The organism is Caballeronia sp. 11_S32 (genome assembly GCF_056930355.1).
On record NZ_JBXOWH010000004.1, the window covers coordinates 1,531,199 to 1,552,644 of the forward strand.

Consider the following 21,446-nt stretch of genomic DNA (forward strand, 5'->3'; position numbering starts at 1 on the left):
ACCTCAAACGGGCAGCACGGACGCAACGAGCGTCTGCGTATAAGGATGTTGCGGATCGTCGAGCACCTGGTCCGTCAGGCCGTTTTCGACGACGCGCCCGTCCTTCATCACCATCAGCCGATGCGCGAGCAGACGCGCCACGCCAATATCGTGCGTGACGATCACCGCCGCGAGATGCAGCTTGCTCGTCAGCGTGCGCAGGAGATCGAGCAGACGCGCCTGCACCGATACATCGAGGCCGGCGGTAGGCTCATCCATGAACACGAGGCGCGGCCCCGTCACCAGATTACGCGCGATCTGCAAGCGCTGTTGCATGCCGCCCGAAAACGCAGAAGGCAATTCGTCGATGCGCGCCGCGTCCAACTCGACGCGGCTCATCCAGTCAGCCGCCGTTTCGCGCAGACGTCCGTAATGACGCGCGCCAATCGCCATCAGCGGTTCGCCGATGTTCGCGCCCGCCGATACGTTGCGTCGCAATCCGTCACGCGCGTTCTGATGCACGAAGCCCCATTCGGTGCGCGAAAGAAGACGTTTGCGCGGCTCGGCGAGCGTCAGCAGGTCGAGCGTTTCGCCTTCGCGCGTCGTGTAGGCGAGCGCGCCGCCATCGATCTCGCTGCGCAATGCAAGCGCATTCAACAAGGTGGATTTCCCCGAACCCGATTCCCCGACGATGCACAACACTTCGCCCGGATAGACATCGAGGTCGATATCGACGCAGCCGCCGCGTCCGTCATAGCGCTTCGTGAGGCGCGTCGCTTTGAGCAATGCGTTCATCGCGTCACCTCTTCGTCATCGCGGCGGCTATGGCAGTAGTCGCTGTCGGAGCACACGAACATGCGCGTGCCCTGATCGTCGACGATCATCTCGTCGAGAAAGCTTTCGTGCGAGCCGCACAGCGCGCACGCATGCTCCCATTTCTGCACGCTGAAGGGATGATCCTCGAAATCCAGGCTCTTCACTTTCGTGTAAGGCGGAATCGCATAGATGCGCCGCTCGCGGCCCGCGCCGAAGAGTTGCAATGCGGGGTTCATGTGCATCTTCGGATTGTCGAACTTCGGGATCGGCGATGGCGATGTCAGATAGCGGTCGTTCACCAGCACCGGATAATCGTAGGTCGTCGCGATGCTGCCGTGCTGCACGATATCCTCATAGTATTTCACGTTGATGAGGCCGTAGTCCGCGAGCGCGTGCAGCTTCCTGCACTCCGTCACGCGCGGTTCGAGGCGGAAAAGTGGCTCTGGCATCGGCACCTGATAGACGATGATCTGCTTGTCCGTCAACGGCGTCTCGGGAATGCGGTGACGCGTCTGCACGATGCTTGCATCGGCGGTGCGCGTCGTGGTCGCGACACCCGCCGTGCGCGCGAAGAAACGGCGGATGTTCACGGCGTTCGTCGTTTCATCGGAGCCTTGATCGATGACCTTCAGCGTATCGCTCTCGCCGATGATCGCCGATGTCACTTGCAAGCCGCCCGTGCCCCATCCATAAGGCAGCGGCATTTCGCGCGATGCGAACGGCACCTGATAGCCCGGCACAGCAACAGCCTTGAGCAGCGCGCGGCGGATCATGCGCTTGGTCTGCTCGTCGAGATACGCGAAGTTATAACCTTCGGTGAGTGCGTTCATGCCGCGTTCTCCTTGTCATTGTCCGCGACATGCGCCGCGCGCAGGCGGCGCAGCAGTTCAAGCTCGGACTGGAAGTCGACGTAATGCGGCAATTTCAGGTGTTGCACGAAACCGGACGCTTCGACGTTATCGCTGTGATACAGCACGAACTCGGGGTCCTGCGTGGGCGAGCCAACGGTTTCGCCGAGCTCTTCCGCGCGCAATGCGCGGTCCACGAGCGCCATCGCCATCGCCTTGCGTTCCGAATGACCGAACGCGAGCCCGTAGCCTTGCGTGAACGTCGGCGGCACGTCGCCGCTGCCCGCGAACTGGTTGATCATCTGACACTCGGTGATATCGATATCGCCGATCTCGACCGCGAAGCCCAGTTCGTCGATATGCATTTCCACCGCCACTTCGCCGTGACGAATCTCGCCCGCGAACGGATGGCTGTGCGCATAGCCGCGCTGCGTCGCATAGCCGACCGCCAGCAGAAAACCTTCGTCGCCGCGCGCGAGGTTTTGCAGGCGCGTCGAGCGGTCAGCGGGAAACGAAAGCGGCTCGCGAGAGAGATCGCCCGGTTCAGGCACATTCTCGTGCGCGCGCTCCTGCTCGATCAGGCCTTCCTTGTCGAGCATGGAAAGCACGCGAGGCATCGCGCCCGCTTCGGGTTCCGTCCGCGCGATAGTTGCATCGCTAACTTGTTCGCCTTCGGCGAGCAGCGTGAAATCGAGCAGACGCTGCGTGTAATCGTAGGTGCCGCCGAGCATCTGTCCGCCGGGAATATCCTTGAACGCCGCCGAGATGCGCCGCTCGACGCACATCGCTTCCGTATCGATCGGGAATGTGTAGCCGAAGCGCGGCAGCGTCGTTCGGTACGCGCGCAGCAGAAAGATCGCTTCGACGAGATCGCCCGCCGCCTGCTTGATCGCGAGCGCGGAGAGGTCTTCGTCGTAGACGGAGCCTTCGGTCATCACGCGCGCGACGGCAAGACGCATCTGCTCGCGAATCTGCGCGATGGAAAGCTCCGGCACGGAGACATCGCCGCGGCGCTTCCTCGCGAGCACATCCCATGAACGTTCGATGGCGCGTTCGCCACCCTTGACCGCGACATACATCAGTTCACCTCCACGTGCGTCGTGCGCGGCAGGCCGACGAGCGAGCCGCCCGCGACGAAGTAGCAGTCGATGCCGCAAGGAAAGAGCGCGGTGAGCGCCGCACGCTCGCGCCAGAACTCGCGCGACAGTCCCGCGATGCCGACCGTGCGCGACTGAGCGATACCAGGACCGCTCCATACGAGTGGCTCGCCTTCGGTCAGCGACGGCACGCGGATGAAGAGCGTCGCCGCATCCTCGGGCGATTCTGGATCGCCGTGCGAAAACGCATCGAGCGAAGGCATGTTGCGCGCATCGTCGATATAGGCGAACGCGGCCTCGCGCCGATCGCGCGTCAAGGGCGCGCTCGCGTGGAAGCGCAGCGCGTCGCCGAGCACGTTGTCTTCGCGTTCGACGAACACCGGAGTCGAATAGTCCGTCAGCGCGAGCAGCGACGCGAACGCCGCGAGCGGCACGCGGCCAGCGAGCGCATCGCGCATCGCGTGATTGTTCGGCAACGCGGCATCGATCGCGACGATGCCGCCCGGGCGCGACAGCGCATCGAGCAACGCGCGGAACACGCGCTGCGCGTCGTGCACCGTATCGTTGAAGCCGGGCACGAGCGTGGTCATGTCGATCTGCATCATTCGCCTCTCACCATCGTGAAGAATTCGACCTTGGTCGCAGCCGCTTCGGCTTCCTTGCGACGCCGTTCTTCGGCCATGCGCGCGGCCAGCGGCGCGATGAGTCGCGCCTGCAACGTGCCGGCATATCGCGGCATCTGCAACAGCGCGTCCGCGAGCGCGGCGAGCGTCGCGCGCTCCTTGTCGCGGCCCATGTGCACCGCGACGCCGACGGGCGCCCTGCCGTCATCCGTGCGCAGACGCAGCGTGGCGCGCGTGACGGTCGCTTCGCCGAGATTGAACGCGTCGCCCGTGCCGCCGATGCGCCCGCGCACCATCGCGAGCCCGATGTCCGGCGCGCGCAGCCATTCGTAATCGGGCTCCTTCTCGCCATCGAGCGCGGCGTCGAGCGCCTGTTTCAGCGCGTCGCGCGGCGTGCGCGCAAGCACCGCCATCCATTCGCGGCGGCCCGGCACGCCGCCCGGCTCCATTGAAGTACTCATCGCTTTCCCTTTGTCTGAAAGGATTCGGTCGTCATCATGCTACTCGTTGTCTTATCTAGTCGTCTAGACGTTTGGTCATGTAGCGAGGCTTTCACATTTCCATCACGAGTTGCGCACTACAATCCGGGAGAACGATATTCAAACCGACAGGAATGACAGCGCAATGACATCCAACGAAAATGCCGCGCCTCATGTGGTCGAGCGCGGCGCGGGGGTTGCGGTCTGGCGGCAGATCGAGCAGATCCTCGCTGCCGAGATCGCCGCGAAGAGCTTCGGCGAGGAAGGACGCCTGCCGAGCGAGGCCGAGCTCGCGAAGCGCTTCGACGTGAACCGCCATACCGTGCGCCGCGCAATGCTGCGGCTCGCGGCGACGGGCCTCGTGAGCGTCGAGCAGGGGCGCGGCACGTTCGTGCAGCCGGGCGCGATCGACTATCAGATCGGGCGGCGCACGCGCTTCACCGAGAATCTGCGCCGCCAGAAGCACACGTCGGCGGGTGTCGTGCTGACATCCGAGCGCGTGAAGGCCGATCCCGCCGTGGCGAAGGCGCTCGGCGTGCGCGCAGGCACGCTCGTCTATCAGATCGAGACGCGCCACGATTCCGACGGCATCCCCATGACGTATGCGCGCAATTGGTATCCCGCCGCGCGCTTCAACGATCTGCCCGCGGCCATCGAGGCGGCGGGCGGCGTGAGCGCCGCGCTGGAAAGGTTCGGCGTGAAGGATTACACGCGCAAATGGAGCCGCATCGGCAGCGTGCTGCCTTCGTCGGATGTGGCGCGGCGCTTGCAGATCAACCGGCAGCAGCCGGTGCTGTGGGTCGAGAACGTCGATGTCGACGAGGACGGCGTGCCGATCAAGTACGGTATCACGCACTTTGCGGCGGACCGCGTGCAATTGATGGTCGAGCACGATCTATGAGCGCTGCCGGCAAACCGCGTGTAGCGCTTTATTACGCGCCGCCCGCTTCCTCGGCATGGTGGCGCGAAGGCTGCGAATGGCTCGGGCGCGATCCCGAGAACGGCCTCGAAACCGCGACGCCCGCGCATGAGGTTACGCATGCGCCGCGCCGCTATGGCTGGCATGCGACGCTCATCGCGCCGTTTCACGTAGCGCCGGGCGTGGAGCTGGCTGACGTACTGGCATGCGCGCGCGCGTGGGCGAGTTCGGTGCCACGCTTCGAGATTCGCGTGCAGCCCGCCGAAATGGGCCGCTTCGTCGCGCTGCGGCCCGCCGAAACCGAGGACGACAAAACCCTTCGCACACTAGCGGATAGCGCACTGAACGCGCTATCCGCGCTGCGCACAATGCCATCACGAACCAGTATCGAGCGGCGCATCGTCAACGGCATGAGCGAGCGGCAAATCGAGCTTCTGCGCGAATGGGGCTATCCCTATGTCTTGGACGAATATCGCTTTCATATGACGCTTTCCGATTCGCTCGACGACGCGAACGCGCGCACATCGATCATGTCGGACTGGAGACGGCGCATCGACACGCTCGGCCCGCTGCCGATACACGGCGCGGCGCTTTTCATCGAGCCCGAGCCGGGCGCGCCCTTCAGGCTGTGGCAGCGCCTTCCGTTCAACAACGCACAGGATGTCGTGGCATGAGCAGCATCGACAGCGCCAAACTGATCTACGTGATGGGACCATCGGGCGCGGGCAAGGACTCGCTGCTCGGCTTCGCGCGCGAACGCGTCGGCGCGCAGGTGATGTTCGCGCATCGCTATATCACGCGCCCGGTCGCGGATGGCGAAAACCATATCGCGCTTTCGCATGACGAATTCGCATCGCGCCTTTCCTACGGCCTCTTCGCGATGCATTGGGAAAGCCTCGGCCTGCGCTACGGCATCGGCATCGAGCTGGATGCGTGGCTCGCGCGCGGCATGTCGGTCGTCGTGAACGGCTCGCGGCAGCATGCGGAACTCGCGCTCGAGCGTTATCCCGATGCCCGCTTCGTGCATATCGATGCAACGCCTTCGGTGCTCGCAGCCCGTCTCGCGCGGCGCGGCCGCGAGGATTCACGGCAGATCGAAGCGCGCCTCGCACGCCGCCCGGCTTTCGAACTGCCGTCACATGCGCAGGTCGTGAAGATCGACAACTCCGGCATGCTCGCCGACGCCGGCACGCAATTCCTCGACGTGCTCGCGCTCGCGGGCTGCGCTTAAGTCCGTCCCGATCCGCGCCCGATCCGGCGGCGCGGGTTCACCCCCCGTGTAAACCCCTGGTTGCAAGTGGATTTTCGTTCGCCGACACTTCGCAAATAGATTTGCGTAAAAGCACGCGAAGCAAATCTGCTTGCAACTACTTCGACAAGGGGTCGATCATGAAACTCGCCGCAAAACTCGCCGTGGCCGCCGTCGCCGCGTTTTCCCTCGTCAGCGGCGCCGCGCGCGCCGAGACGCTGCTCGTCGCGTGCGACACCGCGTTCGTCCCGTTCGAGTTCAAGCAGGGCAACGAATACGTCGGCTTCGACATCGACTTGTGGAAGGAAATCGCGAAGGATCTGAAGATCGAATACAAGCTGCAGCCGATGGACTTCAGCGGCATCCTGCCCGCGCTGCAGACGCATAACGTCGATGTCGCGCTCGCGGGCATCACGATCAAGGACGAGCGCAAGAAGGTCATCGACTTCTCCGACGGCTACTACGACAGCGGCTTCACGCTGATGGTGCCGACAGACAGCGCGATCAAGGGACCGGACGACCTGAAGGGCAAGACGCTCGCGGTCAAGACCGGCACCTCTTCCTTCGATTACGCGAAGGCGAACTTCAAGAGCACGGACCTGCGCGCGTTCCCGAACATCGACAACGCGTATCTCGAGCTCGCCACCGGCCGCGTCGATGCCGCGATGCACGACACGCCGAACGTCCTCTACTACATCCACACCGCCGGCAAGTCGCGCGTGAAGGCGGTCGGCCCGCAGATGATGGCGCAGCAATACGGCATCGCGTTTCCGAAGGGCAGCCCGCTCGTCGCGAAGGTCAACGCGGAGATCGCGAAGATCAAGGCGGACGGACGCTATGCGGCCATCTACAAGAAGTGGTTCGGCGTCGAGCCGGCGAAGTCCTGATAGCGCGCGCTCTGGAGAATGACGATGCAGTTTGATCTGTCGGTCATCATGGACGCCGTGCCCGCGCTCATGCACGGCGCGCGTCTCACGGTGCTGATCACTATCGCGGGGCTTGTGGGCGGCATGCTCGTCGGCCTGTTGTTCGGATTGATGCGCGCGTATGGCAATGCGTTGTGCCAGAAGATCGCGTTCGCGTATATCGAGTTCGTGCGCGGCACGCCGATCGTCGTGCAGGTGATGTTCATCTACTTCGCGCTGCCCTTGCTGCTGCACGTGCGCGTCGATGCGATGACGGCGGCGATCGCTTCGATCATCATCAACTCGGGCGCGTATATCGCGGAGATCGTGCGCGGCGCGTTTCTTTCCGTGCCGCGCGGTCTCACCGAAGCGGGCCTCGCGCTCGGCATGCCCGGCTGGCGCGTGCTCGCGTTCGTGGTCGGCCCGGTCGCGATGCGGCGCATGACGCCCGCGCTCGGCAACCAGTTCATCGTGAGCCTGAAGGACACGTCACTGTTCATCGTGATCGGTGTCGGTGAACTCACGCGGCAAGGCCAGGAAATCATGGCGTCGAATTTTCGCGCGGTGGAAATCTGGACGGCCGTGGCCATCATCTATCTCTGCATGATCGGCGCGCTGACCTTCGGGCTGCGCACGATGGAAAAGCGGATGCGCATCTTATGAATACGATGAATCACAATGGTCACGTGAACGGCCACATGGTGCAGTTCAAGAGCGTGACGAAGCGCTTCGGCAAGACGGTCGTGCTCGATGAAGTCGACCTGAACATCAACGCGGGCGAAGTCGTCGTGCTGATCGGACCGTCGGGCTCGGGCAAGTCCACGCTGCTACGCTGCATCAACGCGCTGGAGCAGATCGATGGCGGCGATCTCGTCGTCGATGGCATCAGCGTGCTCGGCGGCTCGAAAAAGGTGCGCGAGATCCGTCAGGAAGCGGGCATGGTGTTTCAGCAGTTCAACCTGTTTCCGCAGATGACGGCGCTCGAGAACGTCGCGTTCGGCCCGCGCCAGGTGCGCGGCATGAGCAAGCCCGACGCGGAATCGCTTGCGCGTGATCTGCTGACGAAGGTCGGGCTCGGCGCGCGCGTCGGGCATTATGCGAGCGAGTTGTCGGGCGGGCAGCAGCAGCGCGTCGCGATTGCGCGGGCGCTCGCCGTGAAACCCAAACTCATGCTCTTCGACGAGCCCACGTCCGCGCTCGATCCCGAGTTGCGTCAGGAAGTGCTGCGCGTGATGCAGGCGCTCGCGGAAGAAGGCATGACAATGGTCGTCGTCACGCACGAGATGGCGTTCGCGCGCAAGGTCGGCACGCGGCTCATCTTCATGGAGCACGGGCACATTACCGTCGACGGCCCGCCCGCCGAATTGCTCGATAATCCGCCTAATCAGCGTCTGCGCGATTTTCTGCAACACGTCGAATAACCTTCACGAATCACCTCGAATATGGCAGCACTCGGCTTTATCCAAATCTCCGGCTCCCCGCGCGAAGCGGGCGAAGCACTCGGCCGCTTCGGCGCGCACGCGGCGCATGCGTATTTGCTGAAGACGCGTGCATGGCAAACGGTCATGCAATGGCGCGGCAGCGATACATCGAAGACGATGGCCGCGCTGGTGCGCGAGCGCTTTCCGCGCGTGTGGGACGAACTCGAAGGTCTGGCTATCGGTCTCGGCCTGCCCTTCGAGGATGTCTTCCTCTGGAACTGCCGCGGCGATCTATGGGCGATGTCGCCCGATGGCTGCACGACCGTACAGCTTCCCGGCGCGGACGCGCGGCGCATCAGCCACAACGAAGACGGCCTTCCCGGCTTCGCGGGGCATTGCGCGATCGCTGAATGCAATATCGAAGGCGGCGCGGGCTTCGCGGCCTTCGTGTATCCGGCCTCGCTGCCGGGGCATACCTTCGCCGTCACGAACGGCGGTCTCGCCGTGACCGTGAACAATCTGCGTCAGCGCGAAGTCGTCGCGGGCGTGCCGCGCATGGTGCTCACGCGCGCGATTCTCGATGCGGGCAATCTCGATGAAGCTGTGTCCATCGTGCGTGACAATCCGCGCGCGGGCGGCTTTCATCTGACGCTTGGCGCGTGCAGCAGTCCCGCGCTGTTGAGCGTCGAATTCAGCGCCCACGATTGCTCGGTCGTCGAAGTGACAGCGCCGTCGCTGCATGCGAATCACGCGATTCATCCTTCCATGCACGGCTTCTCGCAGATCATCACGGATTCGTCGCGTCATCGTCAGGCGCGCGGCGATGCGATGCTCGCATCGAGCGAGGTTATCGATCCTCTCGCGATCCTCGCGGATCATGAAGATGCCGCACTGCCGATTCATCGCACGCATCCGGACGATCCCGACGATGAAAATACCCTCGCCACCGCCGACATTGCCATTCGCGCATCTCACATAGAATGGCAGGTTCACGAACATCCCGGGCACGCCGCCCGGTACCGGATGATCAATGGACACAGGCAAACAGAAGGGACATCGCGCGAGCGAAGCTGAAGCAGGCGCGCAGATGCCGCCACGCAGCGTGGATGGACTGCGCGAGCTCGTAATACGCATCGGCCGCGACGAGGCCGATGTCTCGCTCGGCGCCAAGGCGCACACCGTCCTCGCCAAGCTGCTGGAACGCCCCGAGGAAGTGGCGGTGCGCACGATCACCGATCTCGCGGCATCGCTCGATGTGAATGCGTCAACGCTCACGCGCCTGTCCACCAAGCTCGGCTACGCGGGGTTCGCCGATTTTCAAAGCGTGTTCCGCGACAGCCTCGCCGAGCGTCATCGGCATTTCTATAGTCAACAGGCGGAGCGGCTCGTCGCGAGCAGCAGGACGCACGCGCACGATGCCGCGCCCGAAGTCGACATGGTCGTGAAGCTCGCGCGCGAATCGATCGGTAATGTGGAAGGCTTCATCGCGCAACTCTCGCCCGCCGATTTGCGCGGCGCCGCGCGCCTCATCGCCGATGCGAAGCGCGTGCGCGTTCACGGCCTGCGCCAGTTCAGCGCGCTCGCGAGCTTCGTCTGCTACGGCCTCGGCATGATCCGCGCGGACGTCGCCCTGCTCGATGCGCAAGGGCTCGGCGTCGCGGAAGGGCTCGCGCAGTTGCAGCCCGGCGATGTCGTGCTCGTCACGAGCGTCGCGCCCTATACGCGCAGCGTCGCCGATGCCGCCATCGCCGCGAAGGAAGCCGGGCTCGATGTCATCGCGATCACCGATACGCTCGCCTCGCCGCTCGTGCCCCCCGCGCGTCATGCCTTCCTGATTCCACACGAGAGCAGCTTTTTCAGCAACAGCATGGGCGCATATCTCGTGTTCTGCGAGGGCTTGCTGAATCTCGTCGCGGCACATCTCGGCAAGCGCTCGCTGCAGGCACTCGAACGGCGCGAGCGTCTCATCACGACGCTCGGCATCGAGATGTCCTGAAGCACTTCAGATCACGCGCTCGCGCACCCAGCCCGACGCGAGATCGATCAGCGACACGATCACGATGACGATCAGCATCACCGCCGCCGTCTGCGCATAGTTGAACGAGCGGATCGCCTCATACAGCACGACGCCGATCCCGCCCGCGCCCACCATGCCGACGACCATCGCGGAGCGCACGTTCGATTCGAAGCGATAGAGCGCGAACGAGATCCACAGCGGCAAGACCTGCGGCAGCACACCGTAGACGATTTCATCGAGACTGCTCGCGCCGGTTGCGCGCACGCCTTCCGCGGGACGCGCATCGACGGCTTCGACCGCTTCGGCGAAGAGCTTCGCGAGCACGCCTGTCGTGTGCACCCACAATGCGAGCACGCCAGCGAACGGGCCGAGGCCGACCGCGACGATGAAGAGCATCGCGAAGACCATCTCGTTGATCGCGCGGCATGCGTCCATCAGGCGGCGCACCGGCTGCGAGATCCACACCGGCGCGATGTTCTGCGCCGACAACAGGCCGCACGGCACGGCGCAGATCAACGCGAGCGCCGTGCCCCACACCGCGACCGCGAGCGTCACGATCATTTCATGCACATACGTGCGCCATTCCGTGAAGTCGGGCGGAAAGAAATCGCGCGCGAACTGGCTCATGTTGCCCGATGCACCGAGCAGATCGAGCGGGCGCATGTCCGCGCTCTTCCATGACAAACCCAGCACCGCGATCACGATCATCCAGCCGAGCATCGACGTCCAGCTTCGTTTGGGCGGCGTCGCCTGCGCGGGCCGGACGATGCCGGCCTCGAACGTGGTTACGTCGAGCGGCTTCATTTACTTCGCCGCCGTGCTGTCGAGCGCGGCGATCTTCTGATCGAGCGCGGCGATTTGCGCCTTCTTGTCCGCGTCGTCGAGATGCGCGTCGTTCTGGACCTGCTGCTTCTTCTGGAACAAGGCCATCTGACGGATCGGCACGAGTTGCGCGTTCGACGAATCCGCGAAGCCCGAATAGCCCGAGATCGACGCCATGACGGCCTGTTCGCGCGGGTCTTTCTCCGCGTAGTGATCGAAGAAGTTGCGCAGTTTGGTCCTTGTCGCCTGCGGCAGATCACGGCGCCACACGAGCGGGTCCGACGGAATCAGCGGCGACTTCCACAGCACGCGCACCTTCGGATACAGCTCGGGATGCTGCGTCTTGATGGTGTCGAGCATATCGGTGTTGTTCGTCGCGACATCCACCTTGTCGTTCACGACGGCGAGCATGTTCGCTTCATGGCTCGAGGGCAGCACGCTCTTGAACGCGGTCCTCGCGTTGATGCCGTTCTTCGCGAACAGATAATACGAAGGCACGAGCGTGCCCGAGGTCGAGTTCGGATCGCCGAAGCCGAGATTGATTTCCTTCGTGTTCTTCAGCACCTGATCGAGCGTCTTCCACTTGCTGTTCGCGTTCGTGATCAGCAGCGAGTAATAGCCCGCCTCGCCGTTCTTGTACTTGACCTTCGCGAAGACTTCGCCATTCGAGCGATCCACGGCTTCGATCGCCGATGCATTGCCGAAGAAACCGATCTGCACCTTGTTGAAACGCATCGCTTCGATGATGCCCGCGTAGTCGGTCGCGAAGTACGCTTTCACGTCGAGACCGGTCTGCTTGTTGAGATCGTCGATAAGCGGCTGCCAGCGCTGCTTGAGCGCGGCGGATGAATCCGTCGAGATGATGCCGAAGTTGATCGTCTCGGCAAGAACGGTCTGCGTCATAAGGCAGGACGCGAGCGCGGCGCCAGCCAGGAAGAAACGGGCTGTTTTCATGATGCGATCCAGGGTTGATGTTGGTTTGATTCAGGAGCTCGCAGCCGATGCGAAAGCCGGCGCCGGTCGCGAGCGCATGCTTTGCGCGGTGTGATGCGTGAGCAGTTCCTCCGCCGACGAGCCGTAGAGTTCGCGCAACACGGCGGGCGTGAGACGCTCGCTCGCGCCATCGAAGACGACGCGGCCATCGCGCAAGGCGACCGTGCGCGGGCAATACTTCATCGCGACATCGATCTGATGCAGCGACACGACGACCGTCAGCCTGCGCTCGCGATTGAGCGTCTGCATCAGCTCCATCACGCGGCGCGCCGATTCGGGATCGAGCGATGCGATCGGTTCGTCCGCGAGCACGATGCGCGCACGCTGCACGAGCGCGCGGGCCAGCGCGGCGCGCTGCTGCTGCCCGCCCGAGAGATTGCTCGCGCGCTCGAATGCGTGTTCGCCGATACCCATCGCGGTGAGCGAATCCATCGCGAGCGTGCGCTCGCCGCGCGGAAAACGTCCCGCGAGACGCCGCCACAGCGACACGCGTGACAACGCACCGATCAGCACGTTCGTCAGCACAGAAAGGCGGCCGACGAGATTGAACTGCTGAAACACGAAAGCGACATCGCGGCGAATCGAGCGCACTTCGCGCACGATCCTGCCGTTCTGCTGAATCGGTCGGCCGAGCAGCGTGACATGCGACGGCGCGGGGTCGGATGCCGTAAATCCCGCGATATGCCGCAATAGCGTCGACTTGCCCGATCCCGACGCGCCGATGAGCGCGACCATTTCGCCCTCTTCTACGCGCAGATCGACGGAGTCGAGCGCCTTGCGGCCGTTCCTGAACGTCTTGGTGAGACGCTCGATGCGAATTGCGTCCATAGCTTCCCTCGATGAGCGCGCTCCAATGGCGCGCTTGAAACGTTCGGGAGATTCTAGGAAGCCAACATGACGAGAAAGTGACGCGCATGAGACGTCTAGATGAATACATGACTTAGCTTGAGACGATCGAGCAGGAAATCGATCCGCACGAGCATTCACGTTTCCAACGCTGCGCTCCATGATGGTTGCAAATGCATCAACCATTCGGGACACCATCATGAACACGATCAATACGGATGTCGCCATCATCGGCGCGGGCAGCGCGGGACTTTCCGCGTATCGCGCGGCGAAGGCGGCGGGCGCTTCGGCAATCCTCATCGAAGGCGGCGCGCATGGGACCACGTGTGCGCGCGTCGGCTGTATGCCGTCCAAGCTGCTGATCGCGGCGGCGGACGCCGCGTATCACGCCACACATGCGGGCGCTTTCGGCGTGCATATCGACGGCGCGGTGCGCATCGACGGGCGCGAGGTCATGGCGCGCGTGAAGCGCGAGCGCGATCGCTTCGTGAGCTTCGTCGTCGCGGGCGTCGATGCGATGCCGGACGCCGACAAGCTCAGCGGCTACGCGCGATTCATCGACGATAACCTGCTGATGGTGGGCGAGCACACGAAGGTGCACGCGAAGAGCGTCGTCATCGCGACGGGATCGAGCGCGGTGATGCCGGCGATGTATCGCGCGCTCGGCGATCGCGCTGTCATCAACGACGATGTATTCGCGTGGGACGACTTGCCGAAGCGCGTCGCGGTGATCGGTGCGGGTGTCATCGGGCTGGAACTCGGCCAGGCGTTGGCGCGGCTCGGCGTGCGGGTTTCGGTGCTCGGCGCACGCGGGCGTGTAGGGCCTTTGAGCGATTCTGACATTCGTGGCTATGCGGAACGCGTATTCAGCGAGGCGTTTCGCTTCGAGCCGCGCGCGCAAGTGCAAGCCGCCGCGCGCGAAGGCGATGAAGTGCGCCTGCGTTATGTTTCCGGCGCGGGTGATGTGATCGAAGATACCTTCGATTACGTGCTGGTGGCGGCCGGTCGCAAGCCGAATATCGGCGGACTCGGGTTGAAGGACACATCGCTGCAACTCGATGACGATGGCTTGCCCGTCTACGATCCGCTGACCCTGCAAGCGGGCGCGCATCCCGTGTTCATCGCGGGCGATGCGAACGGCGTGCTTCCGCTATTGCACGAAGCCGCAGATGAAGGCCGTGCGGCGGGAACGAACGCGGTGCGCTTTCCGCATGTCGCGCCGGTCGAGCGACGCGCGCCCATCGCGATCGCGTTCACCGATCCGGGCATCGCGATGGTCGGTGCGCGTCATGCGGACTTGTTGCCGGAATCGTTCGTGACCGGCGAAGTGAGCTTCGAGGATCAGGGACGCAGCCGCGTGATGCTCAGGAATCGCGGGCTCATGCATGTGTATGTCGATCGCGCGAGCCGCCGCTTCGTCGGCGCGGAATGGATCGGACCGGATGCGGAGCATATCGCGCATCTGCTCGCGTGGGGCTTGCAGATGAAACTCACCGTCGATGACATGCTGCGGATGCCGTTCTATCATCCGGTCGTCGAAGAAGGATTGAGGACGGCGTTGCGCGATGCGGCCGTGAAGCTCGCGTGAACATGGCGCACGCCGGTCGAACGCACATCGACCGGCGTGCGTGCTATCCCTCCAGAAACCACGTCCCCGAACACTCATTGCGAATGAAATCCGCGAGCCACCTGACCCGCGCGACATCCCTCGTCTCGGCGAGCGTCACGAGCCAATAAGACCGCGACAACGCAATCTCATCGGGAAACAGGCGCACGAGATTCGGATCGGTACGCGCGATGAAACACGGCAGCACGCCGAGCCCCACGCCGCCCGACACCGCCGCCGCCTGACTGATCACATTGGAAATACGAATCGTCGGCACGAGCGAGTTCGAAATCTGCGGCAGATAATTCAACTCCGCCGACCACATCTGATCCTCGACATACCCGACCCACGGATGCTTCAGCAGATCGCGCCGCGACGCGATCTTGCGATGCCGCTCCAGGTAATCGCGCGACCCATAAACCCCCAATGCGTAATCGGTAAGCTTGTGCGCATACACGCGCCCTTGCGCGGGCCGCGTCATGCTCACCGCGAGATCGGCTTCGCGCTTCGAGAGACTGAACATGCGCGGATTCGCAATCAACTCGATTTCGAGCTGCGGATGCATCGCCGATATCTGCGCGATGCGCGGTGCCAGAAAATACGTGCCGAAGCCCTCCGGCGTTCCGATGCGCACACTGCCCGTCAGACCAATAGACGCATCTTCGAGCCGATGACGCATGCGCATCGCGAGGCTCTCCATGCCTTCCGCGTCGCTCAACACGCGCTCGCCCTCGGGCGTGAGCACGAAGCCCATCGAGCTGCGATCGAAAAGCCTCACGCCCAGGGCCGTTTCGAGCGCGGCGACGCGCCGGCTCAAGGTGGAATGATCTACGCCCATCTGCTGCGCCGCGACCGTGAGCCGGCCCGCGCGGGAGATGGCGAGGAAAGCCTGGATGTCGTCCCAGTCGAAGCCACGCATGGGGATTTTTGCACAGGGCAATTGCCGATTTGCCCATTCTATTGCAAGAAACTGCCTGCTATCTTTTTCTCAACTCTGCAGACGCAGAGCACGCAGCCGCGAAATAATCAGGAGACACACAGCATGTCGCTCATCGCGAAACTCAAGGCCCGTGCGCAGGAAGGCAAACCGGTCAAGGTCGGTCTGATCGGCGCGGGAAAATTCGGCTCCATGTATCTGTCGCAGGCGCCACGCACGCCGGGCATTCATCTCGTCGGCGTCGCGGATCTGTCGCCGGATCGCGCGCGCGCCGCATTGAAGCGCGTGGGCTGGGAAGAGGCGCGCTATTCGGCGCGCTCGTGGAACGAAGCCAGGTCCAGCGGCTCGACCTTCATCACCGACGACGCCGACGCGATGATCGCGAGCGATCACGTCGATATTGTCATCGACGCGACGGGCAGCCCTGCCGCGGGCATTCATCACGCGCTCTTGTGCTGCAAGCATCGCAAGCACATCGTGATGGTCAACGTCGAAGCGGACGTGCTCGCCGGCCCGCTGCTCGCGCGGCGTGCCGAGGAAGCCGGCATCATCTATTCGATGGCTTCGGGCGATCAGCCCGCGCTCATCGCGGAACTCGTCGACTGGGCGCGCACCATCGGCTTCGATGTTATCTGCGCGGGCAAGGGCACGAAGTATCTTCCGATCTATCATCAATCGACGCCCGATACCGTCTGGGGCCATTACGGCTTCACCGAGGAACAGGTCGGCTCCGGCGACTTCAACGCGCAGATGTTCAACTCGTTCCTCGACGGCACGAAATCCGCGCTCGAAATGGCGGCGGTCTCGAATGCCTGCGATCTGCGCCCGCCCGCCGATGGCCTCGCGTTCCCCGCATGCGGCGTCGACGATCTGCCGACCTTGCTGCGTCCCGCATCCGAAGGCGGCATCCTTCCGCATCGCGGCAGCGTGGAAGTGGTGTCGTCGCTGGAGCGCGATGGCCGTCCCGTGTTCCGCGATCTGCGCTGGGGCGTGTATGCGGTCTTCGAAGCGCCGACCGATTACGTGCGCGACTGCTTCGCGCAATACGGCCTCAAGACCGACAGCACGGGCCGCTTCGCCGCGATGTACAAGCCGTATCACCTGATCGGGCTCGAGCTCGGGCAATCGATCGCGAGCATCGCCGTGCGCGGCGAAGCGACCGGCGCGACCTCGGGCTTTCATGGCGATGTCGCCGCCACCGCGAAGCGCGATCTGCGCGCGGGCGAGCGTCTCGACGGCGAAGGCGGTCATACCGTCTACGGCAAGCTGATGCCCGCCGCCGACTCGCTGATTCAGGGCGCATTGCCCATCGGCCTCGCGCATAACGTCGTGCTGCAACGTCCGGTCGCGGCGGGGCAACCCGTGCGCTGGAGCGATGTCGCGTTCGATGCGAGCAAGGAATCGGTGCGCGTGCGGCGCGAAATGGAAGAGCTCTTCCGCGCCGAACTGAAGCTGCAGGTGCCCGCGCAAAAGCTCGCCAGCTAAAGCAATGAACGTTTTTTGATCCCCTTTCGCGCCCGGCTCATTCGATGGCCCGGGCGCTTCGCACTCTCAACGCCCGGCAAAGGGCGACGGAGGAGACATGAGCCAAATCAGCGAAACGCTAGGCGTCGCACAGTCGGGCACGTCGGACGTGTACCGCACGATCACGTGGCGCATCATGCCGTTCATCGTGCTGTGCTATCTCTGCAATTATCTGGACCGCGTGAATGTGGGCTTTGCGAAGCTGCAAATGCTGTCCGATCTCGGTTTTTCCGATGCGGTCTATGGTCTGGGCGCGGGCATTTTCTTCATCGGCTATTTCATCTTCGAGGTGCCGAGCAATCTCATTTTGCATCGCGTGGGTGCACGCCGCTGGATCGCGCGCATCATGATCACATGGGCGATCATCTCGGCGCTCACGCTCTTCGTGAAGACGCCGTTTCAGTTCTACCTCGTGCGCTTTCTTCTGGGCGTGGCCGAAGCGGGCTTCTCGCCGGGCATCATGCTCTATCTCACGTACTGGTTCCCCGCGAAGAAGCGCGGCTTCGCCTACGGCGTGTATTACATCGCGATTCCGCTCGCGGGTATCGTCGGCGGGCCGCTGTCGGGCTGGATTCTCTCGGCGTTCACGCATTCGGGCGTCATGGCCGCGTGGCAATGGCTCTTCCTGATCGAAGCGATTCCGGCGCTCGCCGTCGGCATCATGGTGCTGTGGCTCATGGTCGACAAGCCGAGTCAGGCGAAGTGGCTCACCGATGACGAAAAGCGCCTCGTCACACATGCCGTCGAGCGCGAGGAAGCCGACAAGACCGCGCACCACAACGCGCGCGCGTTCCTCTCCGACGTCAACATCTGGAAGCTGTGCGGCGTGTATTTCTGCCAGATCATCGGGCTATATGGCATCAGCTTCTGGCTGCCGTCGATCATCAAGGACAGCGGGCTCACCAATGTCGAGGTGATCGGCTGGCTCTCGGCGGTGCCGTATGTGGTCGCGATTCCCGCGATCATTCTCACGGGCATCAGCGCCGACAAGTTCCGCTCGCGGCGCATGCACTTCTCGGTGGCGCTCGTGATCGGCGCGATCGGCTTCGCGGCCAGCGGATATGTCGGGCATCAGCCGGTGCTCGCGGTGATCGCGCTCAGCGTCGCCGCGGCGGGCATTCTGTCGGCGCTGTCCCTGTTCTGGGGCATTCCCGCCGCGTTTCTCGCGGGCACGTCCGCGGCGGCGGGCATCGCGGGCATCAACTGCGTGGGCAATCTCGCGCGGGCTTCGTGTCGCCCTACATGGTCGGCTGGCTCAACGTGACGACGCATAACAACAGCATCGGCCTCTATGCGGTCGCGGCGTTCATGATCGTCGGCGCGTTCGCGGTGCGCGCGATTTCGGGCAAGCTCGCCGACCGGTGATGCAGCTTCAGGACGAAAGTGCCCGATTGCTCGGGCACTTTCGTTGCATCGATCATGGCGGCCATGCACGTAAAATGGCTTCATGCCGATGCAACCTCCGAACCCTCCCCGGCAAGAACCCGAATTGCCGCTGCATACGCCGAGCACCGCGTCGATCGCGGTGGCGGCGGCCATCGCGATGATCGCGTGGCTCGCGTTCGCCGCGCAGACCGACATCACAGTCGCGCGTCTGGTCGATCGTGGCTTCACCGTCCTCGACGGCCTTGCCCGCATGAGCAGTTATCTGACGAATGTGACCGTGCTGCTCACGGCGCTCTGTTTCACCTGCGTCGCGACACGCGCGCAAATGCCGATCGCGCGCTTCTTTCGCAGGCCGACCGTGGTAACGGCGATCGTCGTGTATATCGTCTTCGTCGGGATCGCGTATAACGCGTTGCTGCGCTATCTATGGACGCCCTCGGGCTATCGCGCGCTCGTCAACGAATCGCTGCATACCGTCGTGCCCGCGCTCGCGGCCTTGTACTGGTTTTTGTTCGTGCCGCGCTTTCATCTGTCATTGCGACGCTGCTTGCTCTGGCTCGTGTATCCGCTGTCGTATCTCTGCATCACGCTATGGCGCGGGCGGCTCTCCGACTTCTATCCCTATCCGTTCATCAACGTCACGAAGCTCGGCTATGAGCGCGTGTTCATCAATGCCGCGATGCTCGTCGTTGCGTTTATCGTGCTGATGAGCGTGTTTCTCGTAATCAATCATCGGCGCGACGATCTGAGCGTGGCCGATCCGGAGGTCGAATCCGGCAATTCTTCCTCCGGAAGGATCGATTAGGCCTCTTTGCTATCGAACATCAGCAGTTCGACGCCCGCCTGCGCGAAGTTGGCGAGATCCGCGGCCGTTTTCTGGCCTTCGGGCGAGCCGAGCGCAGTCTGGATCGCTTCGAGCGAATCGAATTGCAGCAGCGCGACGAGGTGATACGGCGAATCCCCCGACGCCGCCACGACCGGCCCCGTGCTGATCTCGTAGCGGCGCAGACCCGGTAGCGTCTTCGCAAGCGGCACATGTGTCGAAGCGTAGTAGTCGTCGAATGCGTTCGTGTCGGTCGGGTTCTTGTATAGCGCTACGAGCTGGGCCATCGTCGTGTCTCCTGGTGGTTGTACGGCGTTGAGGGAAACCGTGCGTCAACGCATCATTGCTTTTCGAGTTGAAGATAGACGCGCTGCACGTTCTGCGGCTGCGCGATCGCATAGAGCTTGTAGTTCCTGAATGCGGGCACCTGGACCGTATGCATCGCTTCGGTGAGGCCGATGCCGCTCTTGTACGCGCGCTTCACCGACGCATCGAGTTCGCGCAGATACACGCCCGTCTGCATGATGCCGTCGCCGCGCAAGGGCGCACCGAAGCCGGGGACAACCGTCTTCAGGTCGAGCGCGCGCAGGCTTTCCAGCGCGGCGAGCCAGCCGGGAATCTGCTCGTTGCGCAGTTCCGGAATGCGTCCGTTCGAGACGAGTCCGCCCGCGAAGAGCACGCCGGTTTGCGTGTCGAGCACGGCGAGATCGCCCGGCGTGCTCGCGGGTCCGAAATGCAGGAGTTGCAGCTTGCGCCCGCCGCTTGCTATTTCCGTCGTGCCGTTCACGGTTTTATCGGGCACGGTCACGCGCGAGCCGGCCATCTCGTCTTCGCCGAGCGTCTTGCGCAGATTCGCGAGGCAGATCGAGCAGCGCTCGCTAATCAGTTGCGCGGTGCGCGCATGCGCGAGAATCGGCACGTCGTCGTCGCGAAACGCGGCCGCGCCGAACACGAACTCGGGCGCCTGATGCGTGATGATCACGAGCTTCACCGGCAGCGGCGTGACCTTGCGGATCGCCTCGATCATCGCGCGGCCATAGCGATACGACGGCCCGGTATCGATCACCGTCACGCCATCCGTCCCGACGATAAAGCCGTTGTTCGCGACGATGCCGTGATTCTTCGGCGCGACGGCATCGTTATCGCCGATGAACGCGTACACGCCCGGCGCGATCGCGACGGGCGCGGGCATGCCGCTCATCGCCGCGTGCGCGAGCGTGCCGAGTGCGAAGAGCAGCGTGCAGACCAGCGCCCGCAAGCAGCGCGCCGTCATTTCATCGCCGATGTTTGCGCGCTGCCCGGCTGCGCGTTCACCGCGATCGCACCGTCCCACTGCTTGTTCTTCGTGTCCTCGATATGCGCCTTCAGCTCACCGCTCGCACCCGGCATGAAGTAGAAGCGGAAATTCGGGTTCTCGCTGATCGAGAAGTTGACGTTCGCCGTCATCACCGGTTTGCCCGCATACGTGACCGTGACCTTGCGGATGAAGTACGCCGTCGCGTAGTTGCGCGTGACCTGGTTCATCGCCATGCCGGTGCGGTTCGGATGCCGCACCATCAACTGCGCGAGCTCGGGCTTGCCCGCGACGGCCTGCCCTTCGGCCTGGAGCTTGACCTGTCCCGCGGCACGCTCGGCGACGTCATCGTCCTTGTCGGCGGGCGCGGAGCAGCCGCCCGATGCCTTCACGAAACGCACCGCGCTATAGAGCTTGCCGTCGTTCGTCTCCGCGATCGCGCGCATGAACGTGTAGTCTTCCACGCGCACACGCGTTTCGATGGTCGCCAGTCCCGACTCGGGCGTGAACTCGAACGAGCCCGCATAAGGCTCCGGATTCTCGTCGATGAAGAGATGAATCTTCTTGATGTAATGCGCGGGTGTCTGCGGGAATTGCGCGTTGATCGCGATTGGCACAACGGCGGCATCCGCCGCGCGCGCGGGCGCATCGAGCTTGATGACTGCGTCGCCGTGCGAGTCGATCGTCCGGCCCTTGAATGCGCCTTCCTTGAAATCGAGCCAGCGCGCCACCTTGTCGGGATCGTCGTCGGGCTGCGCCGCCTGCGCGGCATACGGCGCGAGCGCCGCCGCGGCGAGGCTCGCGACCGTCATCGCGCGAACGCCGGACCATGCTGTGTTCATGATGTCCCTCCAATGCTGCG

23 protein-coding genes and 1 pseudogene are annotated in these 21,446 nt (G+C 63.7%); 12 read left to right on the forward strand and 12 right to left on the reverse strand.

Translation table 11 applies throughout. The features are described from left to right. Nucleotides 1-3 precede the first annotated feature (3 nt). The 5 genes from phnK to phnG are packed head-to-tail and all read right to left on the reverse strand — an operon-like array spanning nt 4 to nt 3,824. Nucleotides 4-774: a phosphonate C-P lyase system protein PhnK gene (gene phnK, locus AC1Z32_RS33205; protein ID WP_483483048.1), complete on the reverse strand. Its 771-nt coding sequence runs from the start codon at nt 772-774 to the stop codon at nt 4-6. Further along, nucleotides 771-1,625 (reverse strand): alpha-D-ribose 1-methylphosphonate 5-phosphate C-P-lyase PhnJ, encoded by an 855-nt coding sequence (locus AC1Z32_RS33210; RefSeq protein ID WP_483483049.1) that lies wholly within the window; start codon nt 1,623-1,625, stop codon nt 771-773. Before AC1Z32_RS33210 ends, phnK begins: the two co-directional genes overlap by 4 nt. After that, complete coding sequence (locus AC1Z32_RS33215) at nt 1,622-2,722, reverse strand: carbon-phosphorus lyase complex subunit (RefSeq protein ID WP_483483050.1); 1,101 nt, start codon at nt 2,720-2,722, stop codon at nt 1,622-1,624. Before AC1Z32_RS33215 ends, AC1Z32_RS33210 begins: the two co-directional genes overlap by 4 nt. Next, complete coding sequence (gene phnH, locus AC1Z32_RS33220) at nt 2,722-3,345, reverse strand: phosphonate C-P lyase system protein PhnH (RefSeq protein ID WP_483483051.1); 624 nt, start codon at nt 3,343-3,345, stop codon at nt 2,722-2,724. The genes AC1Z32_RS33215 and phnH overlap by 1 nt, the downstream gene beginning before the upstream one ends. Next, nucleotides 3,342-3,824 carry a phosphonate C-P lyase system protein PhnG gene (gene phnG, locus AC1Z32_RS33225; protein ID WP_483483052.1) on the reverse strand — a complete coding sequence of 161 codons (483 nt, stop codon included), beginning with the start codon at nt 3,822-3,824 and terminating at the stop codon, nt 3,342-3,344. Before phnG ends, phnH begins: the two co-directional genes overlap by 4 nt. Before the next feature lie 163 nt (nt 3,825-3,987). Here phnG and phnF point away from each other — a divergent pair, with 163 nt between their 5' ends. From phnF to AC1Z32_RS33265, 8 genes are all read left to right on the forward strand, one after another. Then, the gene (phnF, locus tag AC1Z32_RS33230; protein ID WP_483483053.1) at nt 3,988-4,743 is read left to right on the forward strand and encodes a phosphonate metabolism transcriptional regulator PhnF; all 756 of its coding nucleotides are present in this window, start codon (nt 3,988-3,990) and stop codon (nt 4,741-4,743) included. Then, complete coding sequence (locus tag AC1Z32_RS33235) at nt 4,740-5,435, forward strand: DUF1045 domain-containing protein (protein ID WP_483483054.1); 696 nt, start codon at nt 4,740-4,742, stop codon at nt 5,433-5,435. The genes phnF and AC1Z32_RS33235 overlap by 4 nt, the downstream gene beginning before the upstream one ends. Continuing rightward, on the forward strand, nt 5,432-5,992 hold the full coding sequence (gene phnN, locus AC1Z32_RS33240; protein WP_483483055.1) for a phosphonate metabolism protein/1,5-bisphosphokinase (PRPP-forming) PhnN: 561 nt from the start codon (nt 5,432-5,434) through the stop codon (nt 5,990-5,992). The genes AC1Z32_RS33235 and phnN overlap by 4 nt, the downstream gene beginning before the upstream one ends. A gap of 158 nt (nt 5,993-6,150) precedes the next feature. After that, the gene (gene glnH, locus AC1Z32_RS33245; protein ID WP_483483056.1) at nt 6,151-6,897 is read left to right on the forward strand and encodes a glutamine ABC transporter substrate-binding protein GlnH; all 747 of its coding nucleotides are present in this window, start codon (nt 6,151-6,153) and stop codon (nt 6,895-6,897) included. 24 nt (nt 6,898-6,921) lie between these two features. Next, a complete protein-coding gene (gene glnP, locus AC1Z32_RS33250; RefSeq protein ID WP_483483057.1) occupies nt 6,922-7,578 on the forward strand; it encodes a glutamine ABC transporter permease GlnP in 657 nt (218 codons plus the stop codon). Continuing rightward, a complete protein-coding gene (gene glnQ, locus AC1Z32_RS33255; protein WP_483483058.1) occupies nt 7,575-8,336 on the forward strand; it encodes a glutamine ABC transporter ATP-binding protein GlnQ in 762 nt (253 codons plus the stop codon). The genes glnP and glnQ overlap by 4 nt, the downstream gene beginning before the upstream one ends. 21 nt (nt 8,337-8,357) lie before the next feature. Further along, a complete protein-coding gene (locus AC1Z32_RS33260; protein ID WP_483483059.1) occupies nt 8,358-9,410 on the forward strand; it encodes a C45 family autoproteolytic acyltransferase/hydrolase in 1,053 nt (350 codons plus the stop codon). Next, on the forward strand, nt 9,367-10,332 hold the full coding sequence (locus tag AC1Z32_RS33265) for a MurR/RpiR family transcriptional regulator (protein ID WP_483483060.1): 966 nt from the start codon (nt 9,367-9,369) through the stop codon (nt 10,330-10,332). Before AC1Z32_RS33260 ends, AC1Z32_RS33265 begins: the two co-directional genes overlap by 44 nt. A 6-nt stretch (nt 10,333-10,338) precedes the next feature. Here AC1Z32_RS33265 and phnE read toward each other — a convergent pair whose 3' ends face one another. The 3 genes from phnE to phnC all read right to left on the reverse strand — a co-directional run bounded on the left by phnE (nt 10,339) and on the right by phnC (nt 12,996). Continuing rightward, nucleotides 10,339-11,073: a phosphonate ABC transporter, permease protein PhnE gene (gene phnE, locus AC1Z32_RS33270; protein WP_483483373.1), complete on the reverse strand. Its 735-nt coding sequence runs from the start codon at nt 11,071-11,073 to the stop codon at nt 10,339-10,341. 84 nt (nt 11,074-11,157) lie between these two features. After that, nucleotides 11,158-12,129, reverse strand: a complete 972-nt coding sequence (phnD, locus tag AC1Z32_RS33275; protein WP_483483061.1) for a phosphonate ABC transporter substrate-binding protein — start codon at nt 12,127-12,129, stop codon at nt 11,158-11,160. Between the two features lie 30 nt (nt 12,130-12,159). Beyond that, nucleotides 12,160-12,996 carry a phosphonate ABC transporter ATP-binding protein gene (phnC, locus tag AC1Z32_RS33280; protein WP_483483062.1) on the reverse strand — a complete coding sequence of 279 codons (837 nt, stop codon included), beginning with the start codon at nt 12,994-12,996 and terminating at the stop codon, nt 12,160-12,162. 217 nt (nt 12,997-13,213) lie between these two features. On the opposite strand from phnC, the gene AC1Z32_RS33285 reads away from it, so the two are divergent. Continuing rightward, nucleotides 13,214-14,602, forward strand: a complete 1,389-nt coding sequence (locus tag AC1Z32_RS33285; RefSeq protein ID WP_483483063.1) for a dihydrolipoyl dehydrogenase — start codon at nt 13,214-13,216, stop codon at nt 14,600-14,602. 43 nt (nt 14,603-14,645) lie between these two features. Here the strand turns inward: AC1Z32_RS33285 and AC1Z32_RS33290 are convergent, their stop codons facing one another. Then, a complete protein-coding gene (locus AC1Z32_RS33290; RefSeq protein WP_483483064.1) occupies nt 14,646-15,539 on the reverse strand; it encodes a LysR family transcriptional regulator in 894 nt (297 codons plus the stop codon). A 123-nt stretch (nt 15,540-15,662) separates the two neighbouring features. Between AC1Z32_RS33290 and AC1Z32_RS33295 the strand changes: the two genes are divergently transcribed. From AC1Z32_RS33295 to AC1Z32_RS33305, 3 genes and pseudogenes are all read left to right on the forward strand, one after another. Then, the gene (locus AC1Z32_RS33295) at nt 15,663-17,042 is read left to right on the forward strand and encodes an NAD(P)H-dependent oxidoreductase (protein WP_483483065.1); all 1,380 of its coding nucleotides are present in this window, start codon (nt 15,663-15,665) and stop codon (nt 17,040-17,042) included. 97 nt (nt 17,043-17,139) lie between these two features. Beyond that, a pseudogene (locus tag AC1Z32_RS33300) lies at nt 17,140-18,446 on the forward strand (MFS transporter). A gap of 88 nt (nt 18,447-18,534) precedes the next feature. Continuing rightward, on the forward strand, nt 18,535-19,272 hold the full coding sequence (locus tag AC1Z32_RS33305) for a Pr6Pr family membrane protein (protein WP_483483374.1): 738 nt from the start codon (nt 18,535-18,537) through the stop codon (nt 19,270-19,272). Here the strand turns inward: AC1Z32_RS33305 and AC1Z32_RS33310 are convergent. The 3 genes from AC1Z32_RS33310 to AC1Z32_RS33320 are packed head-to-tail and all read right to left on the reverse strand — an operon-like array spanning nt 19,269 to nt 21,426. Next, nucleotides 19,269-19,577: an EthD family reductase gene (locus tag AC1Z32_RS33310; RefSeq protein ID WP_483483066.1), complete on the reverse strand. Its 309-nt coding sequence runs from the start codon at nt 19,575-19,577 to the stop codon at nt 19,269-19,271. The genes AC1Z32_RS33305 and AC1Z32_RS33310 overlap by 4 nt on opposite strands. Before the next feature lie 53 nt (nt 19,578-19,630). Beyond that, nucleotides 19,631-20,563, reverse strand: a complete 933-nt coding sequence (locus AC1Z32_RS33315) for an MBL fold metallo-hydrolase (RefSeq protein ID WP_483483067.1) — start codon at nt 20,561-20,563, stop codon at nt 19,631-19,633. Then, a complete protein-coding gene (locus AC1Z32_RS33320) occupies nt 20,560-21,426 on the reverse strand; it encodes a quinoprotein dehydrogenase-associated SoxYZ-like carrier (protein WP_483483069.1) in 867 nt (288 codons plus the stop codon). Before AC1Z32_RS33320 ends, AC1Z32_RS33315 begins: the two co-directional genes overlap by 4 nt. Nucleotides 21,427-21,446 lie beyond the last annotated feature (20 nt).

Coding starts and splice junctions, on each gene's coding strand:
- AC1Z32_RS33320 (WP_483483069.1), bottom strand. CDS start 21,426: ATGAACACAGCATGGTCCGGCGTTCGCGCGATGACGGTCGCGAGCCTC.
- AC1Z32_RS33260 (WP_483483059.1), top strand. CDS start 8,358: ATGGCAGCACTCGGCTTTATCCAAATCTCCGGCTCCCCGCGCGAAGCG.
- phnE (WP_483483373.1), bottom strand. CDS start 11,073: ATGCTCGGCTGGATGATCGTGATCGCGGTGCTGGGTTTGTCATGGAAG.
- AC1Z32_RS33315 (WP_483483067.1), bottom strand. CDS start 20,563: ATGACGGCGCGCTGCTTGCGGGCGCTGGTCTGCACGCTGCTCTTCGCA.
- AC1Z32_RS33285 (WP_483483063.1), top strand. CDS start 13,214: ATGAACACGATCAATACGGATGTCGCCATCATCGGCGCGGGCAGCGCG.
- phnN (WP_483483055.1), top strand. CDS start 5,432: ATGAGCAGCATCGACAGCGCCAAACTGATCTACGTGATGGGACCATCG.
- AC1Z32_RS33295 (WP_483483065.1), top strand. CDS start 15,663: ATGTCGCTCATCGCGAAACTCAAGGCCCGTGCGCAGGAAGGCAAACCG.
- phnG (WP_483483052.1), bottom strand. CDS start 3,824: ATGAGTACTTCAATGGAGCCGGGCGGCGTGCCGGGCCGCCGCGAATGG.
- AC1Z32_RS33305 (WP_483483374.1), top strand. CDS start 18,535: ATGCAACCTCCGAACCCTCCCCGGCAAGAACCCGAATTGCCGCTGCAT.
- AC1Z32_RS33215 (WP_483483050.1), bottom strand. CDS start 2,722: ATGTATGTCGCGGTCAAGGGTGGCGAACGCGCCATCGAACGTTCATGG.
- phnH (WP_483483051.1), bottom strand. CDS start 3,345: ATGATGCAGATCGACATGACCACGCTCGTGCCCGGCTTCAACGATACG.
- AC1Z32_RS33265 (WP_483483060.1), top strand. CDS start 9,367: ATGGACACAGGCAAACAGAAGGGACATCGCGCGAGCGAAGCTGAAGCA.
- glnQ (WP_483483058.1), top strand. CDS start 7,575: ATGAATACGATGAATCACAATGGTCACGTGAACGGCCACATGGTGCAG.
- phnK (WP_483483048.1), bottom strand. CDS start 774: ATGAACGCATTGCTCAAAGCGACGCGCCTCACGAAGCGCTATGACGGA.
- glnH (WP_483483056.1), top strand. CDS start 6,151: ATGAAACTCGCCGCAAAACTCGCCGTGGCCGCCGTCGCCGCGTTTTCC.
- phnC (WP_483483062.1), bottom strand. CDS start 12,996: ATGGACGCAATTCGCATCGAGCGTCTCACCAAGACGTTCAGGAACGGC.
- phnF (WP_483483053.1), top strand. CDS start 3,988: ATGACATCCAACGAAAATGCCGCGCCTCATGTGGTCGAGCGCGGCGCG.
- phnD (WP_483483061.1), bottom strand. CDS start 12,129: ATGAAAACAGCCCGTTTCTTCCTGGCTGGCGCCGCGCTCGCGTCCTGC.
- AC1Z32_RS33310 (WP_483483066.1), bottom strand. CDS start 19,577: ATGGCCCAGCTCGTAGCGCTATACAAGAACCCGACCGACACGAACGCA.
- AC1Z32_RS33290 (WP_483483064.1), bottom strand. CDS start 15,539: ATGCGTGGCTTCGACTGGGACGACATCCAGGCTTTCCTCGCCATCTCC.
- glnP (WP_483483057.1), top strand. CDS start 6,922: ATGCAGTTTGATCTGTCGGTCATCATGGACGCCGTGCCCGCGCTCATG.
- AC1Z32_RS33210 (WP_483483049.1), bottom strand. CDS start 1,625: ATGAACGCACTCACCGAAGGTTATAACTTCGCGTATCTCGACGAGCAG.
- AC1Z32_RS33235 (WP_483483054.1), top strand. CDS start 4,740: ATGAGCGCTGCCGGCAAACCGCGTGTAGCGCTTTATTACGCGCCGCCC.